The sequence below is a fragment of the Aquimarina sp. AD1 genome, from assembly GCF_003443695.1.
In the GTDB taxonomy this organism is placed as follows: domain Bacteria; phylum Bacteroidota; class Bacteroidia; order Flavobacteriales; family Flavobacteriaceae; genus Aquimarina; species Aquimarina latercula.
This window is the reverse complement of record NZ_CP031966.1, coordinates 5,395,653-5,409,144: the sequence shown is the minus strand read 5'-3', so window position 1 is coordinate 5,409,144 and position 13,492 is coordinate 5,395,653. Positions and strand designations below refer to the sequence as shown.

The window sequence follows — 13,492 nt, the reverse complement described above, 5'->3', positions numbered from 1 at the left end:
GTTTGTATCTTTGCCAATCCAAATTAATCAAGAATGATTTACCGTTTCAGAATTATCCTGGATACAGAAGAAGATGTATTTAGAGATATCGAAATCGAACAAGATGCTACTTTAGAGCAGTTCCATAATGTCATCAACCAATCTTTTGGTTTTGATGGTATGGAAATGGCATCTTTTTACACTAGTGATGAGCAATGGAATCAAGGAGAAGAGATATCTCTTTTTGACATGAGTGATGGCAATCAGCCAGTAAGATTAATGAATGAAACAACACTTAATGATGTAGTTCATGAAGCTTCTCCAAGATTGATCTACATATATGATTTTTTAAGTATGTGGACATTTTTGGTAGAGCTTGCCGAAATTGCAGAATATGAAAATGGACGAGAGTACCCGAATGTTATGTTCGTTCACGGACAAATTCCTGACAATGCTCCCGATAAAGAATTTAAAGCTGATGATTTAGACCAAAATAGTGATGATGAAGGTTTCTTAGACCTTGATGATTATGATGAATTAGGATTTGACGAACATTGGAATTAAAACTAAAAGAATATGATCAACTTATATAGCACCCAGATTGAATCTCTTTCGATTCATAAAATAGGAAACAAAAGTAGAAACGAGAACATATTTCTTTCTGATGCTCCGTATGCACTTAATGATGAATTAACTGCGCTATTAAAGGAGTATTTCTTTAAGCCTTTTAGAGAAAAAGAAGAGAATTATTTTCAGTTTGTTAATGAAGTTGATGTGGAGTTTAATCCGCTATATAAGATAGTGACCGAAATTTTTAACAATCCAGCATCGGCACACGAAAAATCCAAAAGAATTGCTTCTTTATTATACGAGCAATCGCAACACCCACATATCAAAAGTGGTGAAGTATATGTTGTTTATCTAGATAATCTTACCATAGATAATGAAAAAACTTCTGCTGTTGGAATTTTTAAATCAGAATTAAAATATGATTTCCTTCAATTTGAAGAAAAAGGAACTAACATAGCACTGTTACACCAACAAGGAGTTAACCTTAATAAACTTGATAAAGGTTGCCTTATTTTCAATCATAAAAAAGAAGAAGGATATAAAATTCTTTCTGTAGACTCTAACCGTTATGATACTAAATATTGGTTAGAGCATTTTCTTGGAGTAGAAGCATTTGCCGATGAAAACTTCTACACAAAAAAATACATGAAGTTCTGTCAGGATTTTGCAAAGGACGTAGTATTACCAGCAGAAGACAAAAAAGAAGAAGTGATGTTTATGAACCGAGCTGTAAATCACTTTGCTAAAAATGACACCTTCGAAGAATCCGCTTTCCTTAATGAAGTTATAGATAATCCAGATCTTATCCCAGAATTTAAACACTACAAAACAGAAAAAGCTCCAAAATATCATATCGAAGATCTTACTGAGTTCCCAATTGCCAATACTGCAGTTTCTGCAGCAAGAAAAAAGATTAAAAACACTATTAATTTAGATACTAACATCCAAATTAAAATGGATTTTATCAATCCAGAATCTGCAGAAAAATTTGTAGAAAAAGGTTGGGATGAAGAAAAACAGATGTACTATTACCTGGTATATTTTAATAAAGAACAGAAGGATTAATATAGCGCTGGGTTAAGTATTATCTCGAACTTTTTATACTAAAAATAAGGCCTGTATTTACTTCTATAATTGATTCATCTGGATTTTCAATAAAATCACTTAGGAAGATTTTCTCATCATCTTTGTTAATAGGTTTTGGTTCTTCTATTATAGAATCCCCTACCAATCTATTTTGATAATAAATTAATGGTGATAATTTAATTACTCCACTTTCTTTAATATATGTTCCAGTAGTTTTGATAAAACGTTCACCGTATTCTCCATAGTCCTCATAAGTAAATATATTTTCTCTTAAATCCAATGCCTTATATCCATTAGGTTTTGTATGCAGAAAACTTTTTACAAACCCCTCAGGTCTAGGTTTACCAGAAACGTTATAGCAGTATAGAATAGGTTTTGTTCTTTGCGGATTATTAATACTATATTCAACTAGTAATGAATCTCCTGAACGTTGAAATTGCCCAGTTTTATGAGCTCTATACTTTGATACATAAGTTATGTTATCCACTTGATAAACAAATTTCACCATTAGATCATTTACTCCACCTCCAAAATCAGGAAGCCTTGGCTGGACTGGTCTTGAATGAAAAACTACCGCCTCTACTTTTGCCGTTTTTTCAAAAGGATAAAATTTCGGAAGTTCAAAGTTATTCCACATCCAGATACCGGATATTAACAAAAATAAGCCTCCAAAAGCCCAAGGATTTATTTTCATAATTAAGAACTTTTTACTAATAACTAGAAACCATTAATCAAATATTAAAACAATAGAAAAACTATAATTAAATCAGCCCTCCAACAATCGTTTCATATTTACATTTTCATAATTACGCTTCACGAAATCCAACGCTGTTTTTAAAACTTCTCCCATCGACTTACTTCGCCTAAATTTTAAGTCTAGTGTAAAATTATATAAATGCTCTCTTAATTCTTTTAAGTTTTTTTCTGTAGAAATAGTGTCTTCGCACATACATTTCACAAGGGTTTCATAACGGGATCTAGAATTCAATATTCGCTTTGCAAGAATAGAACGTTCTTCTTTTTTATACTGCTCTATAGAACTAGGTTGAAGTTTATTCATCACAATATCTACCATATCAAAATTCTCTTTAAAAAACTGTGGTTGGTATACTTTTAATTTCCCTTCAAAACATTGTTGATCAAAATCTATAGCCCTTATTTTATATTCTACATGATCAAAATCATGGATAGGGATAATAACATAATTATATGATCTCATATCTCCTAATAAACGCATCTGGCAACGTTCATTAAACTTCACAAACTCTTTTGCTATTTGGGATTTAGCCTGATCACTTAAATCCGGCAGAAAATCTTTAATAAATACATCTCCAGGAATACCTGCAATATGCTCCTCTATGAGTGTGTTTTTATATACTAAAAAGTTAATTCTATTGGGCGAAAACATATGCTCTAATTCCAGTCCGTAGATACGCGAAGCATCTGCTTTCTTAACATAAATATATGTATAATTATCATTAAGGATATTCCGAACTCGAACTCTAAAAGGCTTTGAATTTCCAAAGGTACAATAGTCAATTGCATCGATATTAAGAAACTCTATAGCATCTTCATTTCCATCAGAATGTAATATCGTATATACTTTTTTTAAACTAGATTCAATCTCTGGCCGCTCATGCTCTTCATAATACACGCGAACCCACAAAGTATCTTCATCATTACTATCATAAACAACTATGGAACCCGAAAACCTCAACAAATCATCATAAAATACTGGAATCTTAATTTTACGATTACATTCTTTTAAATAACGATCCAAACTATCATTAATCGGATAGGTAGGTTTCTTTTTAGACATTAACTTTTCTTCCATATTCAGCTGCTTTCGGATAGCAATTTACGAAAGAAAAGGTTTCGAAATACAATATTCAATTACTAACAAACCACAACTTTATTGTAACAAAACTTAATACCGGTCGTCTAGTTTAATATAACCACCAAAAATAATCACAATTGGAAACCATTCTAACTTTAAAGAATCTTACCAAAAGATTCGGACCAATAACAGCCGTCAATGATCTTTCCTTTACAATTAAAAAAGGAAACGTATATGGTATTTTAGGACCTAACGGAAGCGGTAAATCAACTACTTTAGGAATTGTTCTTAATGTTGTCAATAGAACTTCTGGAGATTTTACCTGGTTCGACGGATCGTCGTCCACCCATGAGGCACTAAAAAAAGTAGGAGCAATTATTGAGCGTCCTAATTTTTACCCCTATATGACTGCTGCTCAAAACTTAAAGTTAGTATGTCAAATAAAAGAAGTAGCGGCTGATAAAATTGATGAAAAACTAGAACTTGTTGGTCTTTTAGATAGAAAAGACAGTAAGTTCAGAACTTTTTCTTTAGGTATGAAACAACGATTAGCAATTGCTTCTGCATTGCTAAATGATCCAGAGATCCTTATTCTGGATGAGCCTACAAATGGATTAGATCCACAAGGGATTCATCAAATCAGAGAAATTATTAAAGTAATTGCATCTCAAGGTACTACAATTCTTTTAGCATCTCACCTTTTAGATGAAGTAGAAAAGGTATGTAGTCACGTGGTTATTATTAGAAAAGGAGTGAAGTTATATTCTGGACCGGTTGATGAAATGAATGCAAGTCATGGTTTCTTTGAATTAAACAGTAATCAAAATAGCATATTAAAGAAGTGGTTATCTGAACAAAGTACTTTTGGTAATATTAAAGAAGAGGACGGCAAACTGATCGCTTTTTTAAATAATGAATTAGATGCCGAAAGTCTAAACAAGCAACTGTATGACGCTGGTATTACTCTGACACATCTTGTAAAGCGTAAAGAAAGTCTAGAAGAACAGTTCTTACAATTAACCAACAACTTAAACTAAAGCCATGTTACGATTACTCAATATAGAATTTCAGAAATTACGATATAATAAGTCTGCGAAAGTACTGACTATAACTTATTTTGTATTAATACTCCTTATTTCTCTTATAGCATCTTATGAATTTAGTTTTGGAGGAGTGAATTTTCGTTTAGCGGATCAAGGGATCTTTAATTTTCCATATATATGGCATTTTAATGCTTGGATTGCTGCTTGGTTAAAGCTTTTCTTAGCCATAGTTATTGTATCTATTATGGCGAATGAATACTCTAATAGGACATTAAAACAAAACCTAATAGATGGCTTAAGCAAAAAAGAATTTCTTGCTTCTAAGTTTCTTACCGTTGTTGTTTTTTCATTAATATCTACCATTTTTTTATTCTTAGTATCTCTAATTCTAGGATTGATATTTTCTGATTACAATGAGATTTCAATTATATTTTCGGATTTAGAATTTATTTTTGCTTATTTCATAAAATTAGTTGGTTTCTTTTCTTTTTGTATGTTTTTAGGAATACTTATCAAACGTTCAGCTTTTGCTCTTGGTTTTCTTATTTTTTGGCAGCTAATTGAAGGCGCTTTTAGATTATTTTCTGGTTTAATTAAATGGAAATTTGATTCTGATATCATAGATAAAATTATACCTTTTTTACCTTTAGATAGTATGTCTAATCTTATTAACGAACCAATAACTAGATTAAATTTTATACAATCTGCAGCTAATCAACTAGGAGAAAACTTTCAAAGAGACTATGCTGTACACTGGTATGAGATACTAATTGTGTTAATCTGGACTGTAATATTTGTTAGACTTTCGTATTATCTTCTTAAAAAGAGAGATTTATAATATCTTTGGGTTTTTGGAACTCAACTCATGAAACACATATCGTTCATCTTTTTCCTTTTATTAGGAGCTTCAGTATTTTCGCAAGGAGAAGCTAATAACTGGTATTTTGGACAAAATGCGGGAGTCAACTTTAGTACTACACCTCCTACTCCACTTACAGATGGTAGGATAAGTACTTTAGAAGGATGTACAACAATATCTGATGCTACTGGAAATCTTCTTTTTTATACAGATGGTTCGACTATTTATACGCAGAATCATAGTATCATGTTAAATGGAGAAGATCTAAGAGGAGATACTTCGAGTACCTCATCTGCATTGATTGTCCCTCAGCCAAACACTCCTAATATTTATATTGTTTTTACTGTAGATGAGCCTCATCATTTTAATGCAGATGGAGATTCCAACACCAATGATGGAGATGGAGTAAATGATGGACTATTATATTCGGTAGTAGATATGTCGTTAGATGGAGGAAATGGGGCTGTAATTTCTGGTCAAAAAAATCTTCCGCTAATAACGTATGATACTTCTGATTCTTTAGAAAGCTTATACAGATGTTCAGAAAAAATAACAGCGGTAAAAAGTGACGATTGTGATTCTTTTTGGGTAATTACTCATTTTATTGATACCTATTATGCATTTAGTGTTGATCAAACAGGTGTTAACACTACTCCCGTTACATCACAGGTTGGAGTTACTGTTCCTATTTCTGGATACCGTCGTAATGCATTAGGTTACCTAAAAGCCTCTCCAGAAGGTGATAAATTAGCTGTAGTTCATTTTGGATTGACTACTGTAACTGGAGGTGATGGGCCTGGCAAAGTATTGTTTTATGATTTTGATAATAGTACAGGAATTGTAAGTAATGAGATAGAATTATATGATGGTGATGCACCTTACGGTATTGAATTTTCACAAAGTGGTCAACGTTTATATACTACAGTTGGTATTGGAGACGGAGGATTTGGCAATGGTTTTCTTATGCAATTCGATCTTACATTACCCGACAACCAAATCGCCGCTAGTGGCACTCGAATTTTAAATGAGAACGGACAAGACAATTCTAATTTTAGTGCGGGAGCATTGCAATTAGGACCGGACGGTAGAATCTACAGAGCTTTATATGATTTTGATTCTGGAACTGGAAATTATCTTGGAGTTATAGAAAACCCCGAAGAATTAGCAACAAATATCAACTATAGTGATAGAGGGTTATTAGTTAACACAGATGGAAGAAGAGGATCCAGAATAGGACTTCCTCCTTTTATCCAATCTATTTTTGCCCAGTCAATTGATATCATAAATAATGGTGACGTAAATAATGTAAACCTTTTACTTTGTGAAGGAGACACATTTAGACTTGAATATCAAGATATCTCTACAGCCACATATACTTGGTATATCAATGATGTAGCAGTCACAAACACTCCTTATTTTCTAGACATTACAACCACTGGTAATTATAGATTAGAAGTTGATCTAAATGATGGAAGTTGCCCTTTAATTGGTGTTGCTAATGTGACATTTTTTGAAGTTCCTACCATTCAAAACACACCAATGAATGAAATCATCTGTGATGATAATAATGATGGAGTAACAAGTTTAGATCTCTCTATTTATAACTCTTCGATTCTCGGAATGCAGGATCCTAGTCAGTTTCAAATTCGTTATTTTAGATCGATTACCGATGCTGATGCTGATATAAATGAGATATCTGGAAATTTCGAAACAGAAAACAACCCACAAACTATTGCTATTAGAATTGAGAATATAGAAAATATAGTCTGTCATAATACATCTAGTTTTCAGGTACAGATTTTTGATGGACCCACAGCTTTTAATACTAGTCCAATAGTTGCTTGTGATAATGCAGATGATGGAGATGACACCAATGGAATGATTACATATGATCTAACCACAATCAATTCTGACATTTATGGCAGTCAAAATATTTCTGATTACAACCTTAGTTATCACGCTACATTAATTGATGCCGAGAATAATACGAATCCATTTTCGGATCCAACAAATGTAGTATTATCAAGCGCAATGACTTCTATATTTGCCAGACTTGAAAACATCTTGAACACAGCTTGTTTTGATACTACAGAAATTCCTGTAACCGTTAATATATTACCCGTTGCCAATAATTCTTCTCTATCACAATGTGATGAATATCTGAACACAAATGACGGAATAACATCATTCAATTTAAATCAAAATATAAATCAAATTACTGGTGGATCAACAGATCGTACGGTATTATTTTTTGAGGATATGGTATCTGCCGAAACTGGATCCCCTGTTATTTCAAATACAAATACTTTTATAAATACAATTACTAATCAACAACTATTCGTAAGAGTAATAGATGATATTACGGGATGTTTTAGAACAACTACCTTAGATTTACTAGTAAGTACTACATCCGCGAGTGATGCTGTTTTAGCAGTTTGCGATGATGACGGCATAGAAGATGGTTTTAGAGAATTTGATCTTACACAAGCAAACCCTCAAATCTTGCTCGGAATAGCAAGTCCCAATCTTTCTGTTTCATATTATGAAACTAATGAAAATGCGCTAAGTGAAACTAATGAAATTGTATTTTATACCAATACAACTCCAGGAACTCAAGGACAAGACATTGTTTACGCCAGAGTAGAAGACAATCAAAATCAGTGTTATGGTATTAATGAAGTGCAATTATTTGTAAATCCTCTGCCAGATATTGAAGAATTAGCTGAAGCTTTTTTATGTGAAGGCACTAATGTTACTATTAACTCAGGATTACAATCCGGAAACTCAAGTAATTTCGATTATTTATGGTCTCCAAATGGCGAGACTACAGAAAGTATCAATGTATCTCAAGAAGGAACATATACTGTTTCAGTTACAAATCAAACCACAGGATGTTCTAAAGATAGAATGGTAACTGTTACAAATTCTTCTCCAGCCACTATTATACAACCTATTGAAATTAATGATGCATCGGACAACAATACAGTAACGATAAATGTTTCAGGATCTGGAGACTACGAATATGCAATTGCTTTTAACGATGCTAACATCCGAACGTATCAAGATAGTCCAATCTTTACAGATGTTCCTCCAGGATTCCACACGGTATATGTTAGGGACAAGAATGGTTGCGGACCAGAAGCCTCTCAAGCTATTTCCGTAGTTGGTTTCCCTAAATATTTTACCCCAAATGGAGATGGTTTTCACGAAACTTGGAACGTAAAGGGAATATCTGCTCAGGTACTTGGCAACTCTATCATTTATATTTTTGATAGAAGTGGGAAATTATTAAAACAATTAGTTCCATCTGGAAATGGTTGGGATGGAACATATAGCGGCTCGTTAATGCCTTCCAGCGAGTATTGGTTTCGTGTAGAATTAAGTGATGGAAGAATTCGGAAAGGAAGTTTCTCTTTGATAAGATAATACATCTACAAGCCTTTTCTTCTTCTATAAAGCTATGGTATATTATTAGTATATTCGTGGCCTAACAGAGATTGTAGATGGTAAAAAAATTACACTTCACTTTATTACTTTTTATATTATGCTTTAATGGATATGCTCAAAACGAGCCTACGGATTGTATAAATAGCATTATTGTTTGTGGAAATACAAATTTAGAGCTTAATTCAAACGGAGTTGGTACTAATGATTTTGCTTTACCCGGCAATTTCCCTCCAGATTGTGCATTTGTGGAAAGTCAAAGCTTGTGGATTAAAGTGAATATAGTCCAGTCCGGAACGTTAGCCTTTACCATAACACCAGAATCTAGTAGTACTGGTGAAGATTATGATTTTGCTGTTTACGGGCCCAATGTTACCTGTAATGCACTCGGTACTTCTATTAGATGCTCATCTACTAATCCTCCAGCGGCTGGAGTATCTACTTTAACAGGACTTAATGACACTGAAACAGAAACTAGTGAGGGACCTGGTAGTGAAGGAAATGGATTTGTAAGATCTATAGATGCTCTTGCAGGAGAAGAATATTACATATTAATCGATAACTATTCGCAAAATGGTGGTTTTGATTTAGAATTTACAGGAACAGCACTTCTGCCTGATAGCCCTCAAAATGATTCTGGTACTTCTACTAGTTTAGACCTTACAGAATGTGATATCGCTACAGATCCTAATGACGGAATGACAAATTTTGATTTAGAAAGTAATACTGCAGCAATTCTTGGAACTCAAATAAATACCATTATTACGTATCACGCTTCTGAAGAAGATGCCAGCCTAGGAAATGGGGCATTAACAAGTCCTTATCTCAGTACACAAAACAATCAAACCATTTATGTAAGAATAGAAAATACAATCACAGAATGCTTTGTAGTAGACACCTTTCTTTTAATAACAGATCCTGGTCCCCCTATAGCTATTCCTACTCCATTTATAGTATGTGATACTAATGATGATGGTAATGACACAAATGGATTTGTTTCTTTCTTATTAGGTAATAAGGATTCAGAAATTCTTAATGGATTAAATCCAACGGATTATACATTAACCTATCATCTATCTCAATCTGACGCTGATGCAGGAACAAATATTATTGATAAAACAACGCCATATATTAACATTTCTAATCCACAAACACTTTTTGTTAGAGTTCAAGAAAATACTTCCTTACTTTGTTTAAGTACCACTAGTTTTGAGTTACAAGTTGATCCACTTCCTGTTGCAAATGCTTCTACACTTACACAATGTGATGAATATAATAATCCAACCGATGGTATTACTCTATTTAATCTCAATCAATCAATTGATCAAATCACTAATGGCAACCCTAATCGAACAGTTACATTTTTTGAAGACCTAACAGCAGCTAATATGGGAGCACCCTCAATTACGAATACAGATGCTTATCAGAATTCAACAACAAATCAACAACTATTTGTTCGAGTTACTGATGACACCAATAACTGTTTTAGAATTGTTACTTTAGATCTTCAGGTAAGTATCACTACTGCCAATAATGCTTCTATAGCTGCATGTGACGATGATGGTATTGAAGATGGTTTTACAGAATTCGATTTAACACTTGCCAATGCTCAAGTACTTTTTGGAATCAATAATCCTAATTTATCAGTTGTCTACTACCAAAATATTGATGACGCTTTAAGTGAAACTAATCTTATAACCGTATATACAAACACTACCTCAGGAACCCAAGGAACGGATATAGTTTATGCTCGTATAGAAGACAATTTAAATCAATGTTATGGTATTAATCAGGTAACACTTTTTGTAAACCCCTTACCTGATATTGAGGAGTTAGCAGAAGCTTTTTTGTGTGAAGGTAGTAATGTAACTATCGATTCAGGATTACAATCTGGAACCTCTAATAACTTCGATTATTTATGGTCTCCAAATGGCGAGACTACAGAAAGTATCAGTGTATCGCAAGAAGGAACATATACAGTTTCGATTACCAATCAAATCACAGGATGTTCTAAGGATAGAATAGTTTCTGTTACGAGCTCTTCTCCAGCGACTATTATACAACCTATTGAAATTAATGATGCTTTGGATAACAACACGGTAGCTATTAATGTTTTAGGATCGGGAGACTACGAATATGCAATTGCTTTTAATGATGCTAATATCCGAACGTATCAAGATAGTCCAATCTTTACAGATGTCCCTCCAGGATTCCATACAGTATACGTAAGAGACAAAAATGGTTGCGGACCAGAAGCCTCTCAAGCTATTTCCGTAGTTGGTTTTCCTAAATATTTTACTCCAAATGGAGATGGTTTCCATGAAACTTGGAACGTGGGCGGAATTTCATCGCAGGTTTTAGGTAATTCGATTATTTATATTTTTGATCGAAGTGGCAAGTTGTTAAAACAGCTAGTCCCATCTGGAAATGGCTGGGACGGAACTTATGGAGGAACACTTATGCCATCAAGTGAATATTGGTATAGGGTAGAACTTAGTGATGGAAGAGTACGAAAAGGCAGTTTTTCATTAATACGATAAACTTTCCCTAAAACTTCGATTCATCATAAAAAATCATAGTAGTATTCTTTATCTTTATTCAGAAAAGACAGTCTATATATAATGAAGTTCGAACTCAAGTCAGATTTTAAACCAACAGGAGATCAACCTGGAGCTATAAAGCAGCTTGTTAATGCCTTAGAAGCAGGAGAAAGATACCAAACATTACTAGGAGTAACAGGTTCTGGTAAAACATTTACAGCGGCTAACGTTATTTCTGAAGTACAACGCCCAACATTGGTATTAGCACATAACAAAACATTAGCAGCTCAATTATATTCTGAGTTTAAACAGTTTTTTCCAGAAAATGCTATAGAGTATTTTGTTTCTTATTATGATTATTATCAACCAGAAGCATATATCCCAACAACAGGTACCTATATCGAAAAAGATTTATCAATTAATGATGAAATTGAAAAGTTAAGATTAAGTGCTACTTCTTCCCTGCTTTCTGGGCGAAGAGATGTACTAGTAGTTGCTTCAGTTTCTTGCTTATATGGTATTGGAAATCCTGTTGAATTTCAAAAGAATGTAATCTCTATACAACAAGGGCAATTTGTATCGAGAACTGCCTTGTTACATAAACTAGTTCAAAGTTTATACTCTAGAACTGAAGGAGAATTTAATCACGGTAATTTTAGAATTAAAGGAGATACTGTAGATATTTATCCTAGTTATGCTGATGATGCATTTAGAGTCCATTTTTTTGGTGATGAAATAGAAGAAATAGAAGCTTTTGATGTACAAACTAATGAAATTATAGAAAAATATGATCGCCTAAATATATATCCTGCTAATATGTTTGTTACCTCTCCAGATATATTACACGGAGCAATCGATCAAATCGCATTAGATCTGGGTAAACAAGTAGAATATTTTAAAGAGATTGGAAAGTTTCTTGAAGCTAAAAGACTAGAAGAACGCACTAATTTTGATTTAGAAATGATCAAAGAATTAGGATATTGTTCAGGAATCGAAAACTATTCTCGCTACCTGGATGGTAGAGAGCCTGGAACCAGACCATTCTGTTTATTAGATTATTTCCCAGATGATTATTTAATGATCGTAGACGAAAGTCATGTAACGATACCACAAACACATGCGATGTATGGAGGAGATCGGTCAAGAAAAGAAAACCTTGTAGAGTATGGTTTTAGATTACCAGCTGCGATGGATAATCGTCCTTTAAAATTTGAGGAGTTTGAAGCTCTTCAGAATCAAATAATTTATATCAGTGCAACACCGGCAGATTATGAATTACAAAAAAGTGAAGGTACATATGTAGAACAAATTATTCGTCCGACAGGATTATTAGATCCAATTATAGAAGTACGTCCAAGCCTTAATCAAATTGATGATTTAATTGAAGAAATGCATAAGCGTATTGAAAAAGACGAACGTATATTGGTTACTACTCTTACCAAAAGAATGGCCGAAGAGTTAACAAAGTATCTTACCAGAATTGATATTCGTTGTAGATATATCCATAGTGATGTAGATACATTAGAACGGGTAGAAATCATGCAGGATTTACGAAAAGGGCTGTTTGATGTATTGATTGGGGTTAACCTACTTCGTGAGGGATTAGATCTTCCCGAAGTATCCTTAGTTGCTATTTTAGATGCTGATAAAGAAGGCTTTCTACGTAATAATAGATCGCTAACGCAAACCATAGGGAGAGCTGCTAGAAATGTCAACGGATTAGCTATCATGTATGCGGATAAAATTACAAAAAGTATGCAAGACACTATTGATCAAACTAATTATCGTCGAGAAAAGCAAATTGCTTATAACACCAAACACGGTATTACTCCTAAAGCAATAAAAAAATCACTGGATAATGCGCTTGCTGGTAAAAAAGTAGAACCGTATCAATTCGAGACAGCTCCATCATTGCAAGCAGCAGAAGAAGAAACTGCTTATTTCACAAAAGAACAGTTAGAAGCTCGAATTCGTAATGTGCGTAAAGAAATGGAAAAATCTGCGAAGGAACTGGATTTTATGACTGCTGCAAGATTACGAGATGAAATAAAAATGTTACAAGCTAAAATTCAGGATCAAAAAGTATAATGCAGTTGGCAATATTCTTAGAATTAGATAACTGTTATTTACTTAA

The 13,492-nt window shown here is 33.4% G+C and carries 9 protein-coding genes; 7 read left to right on the top strand and 2 right to left on the bottom strand.

Going from position 1 to position 13,492, the window contains the following annotated elements:
* Positions 1-33 precede the first annotated feature (33 nt).
* Positions 34-543, top strand: a complete 510-nt coding sequence (locus tag D1815_RS23305) for a hypothetical protein (RefSeq protein ID WP_027392244.1) — start codon at positions 34-36, stop codon at positions 541-543.
* A 12-nt stretch (positions 544-555) separates the two neighbouring features.
* Positions 556-1,614, top strand: a complete 1,059-nt coding sequence (locus D1815_RS23300; RefSeq protein ID WP_027392245.1) for a nucleoid-associated protein — start codon at positions 556-558, stop codon at positions 1,612-1,614.
* Positions 1,615-1,633: 19 nt separating this feature from the next.
* On the opposite strand, the gene D1815_RS23295 is transcribed toward D1815_RS23300, so the two are convergent.
* Together D1815_RS23295 and D1815_RS23290 are read right to left on the bottom strand one after the other, a co-directional pair.
* Entirely contained in the window at positions 1,634-2,329 is a 696-nt protein-coding gene (locus D1815_RS23295; RefSeq protein ID WP_118389753.1) for a hypothetical protein, read from the bottom strand.
* 72 nt (positions 2,330-2,401) lie between these two features.
* Positions 2,402-3,469, bottom strand: a complete 1,068-nt coding sequence (locus tag D1815_RS23290; protein ID WP_027392247.1) for a hypothetical protein — start codon at positions 3,467-3,469, stop codon at positions 2,402-2,404.
* 140 nt (positions 3,470-3,609) lie between these two features.
* On the opposite strand from D1815_RS23290, the gene D1815_RS23285 reads away from it, so the two are divergent.
* The 5 genes from D1815_RS23285 (at position 3,610) to uvrB (ending at position 13,446) form a co-directional block, all read left to right on the top strand.
* Positions 3,610-4,509: an ABC transporter ATP-binding protein gene (locus tag D1815_RS23285; protein ID WP_118389751.1), complete on the top strand. Its 900-nt coding sequence runs from the start codon at positions 3,610-3,612 to the stop codon at positions 4,507-4,509.
* Positions 4,510-4,513: 4 nt separating this feature from the next.
* Positions 4,514-5,353, top strand: coding sequence for an ABC transporter permease (locus D1815_RS23280; protein ID WP_027392249.1), 840 nt, complete (start codon positions 4,514-4,516; stop codon positions 5,351-5,353).
* A gap of 27 nt (positions 5,354-5,380) precedes the next feature.
* Positions 5,381-8,800, top strand: a complete 3,420-nt coding sequence (locus D1815_RS23275) for a T9SS type B sorting domain-containing protein (RefSeq protein WP_118389749.1) — start codon at positions 5,381-5,383, stop codon at positions 8,798-8,800.
* A 77-nt stretch (positions 8,801-8,877) separates the two neighbouring features.
* Positions 8,878-11,358, top strand: a complete 2,481-nt coding sequence (locus tag D1815_RS23270) for a T9SS type B sorting domain-containing protein (RefSeq protein WP_118389747.1) — start codon at positions 8,878-8,880, stop codon at positions 11,356-11,358.
* 81 nt (positions 11,359-11,439) lie between these two features.
* The gene (uvrB, locus tag D1815_RS23265; RefSeq protein WP_118389745.1) at positions 11,440-13,446 is read left to right on the top strand and encodes an excinuclease ABC subunit UvrB; all 2,007 of its coding nucleotides are present in this window, start codon (positions 11,440-11,442) and stop codon (positions 13,444-13,446) included.
* The last annotated feature ends 46 nt before the right edge of the window (positions 13,447-13,492 follow it).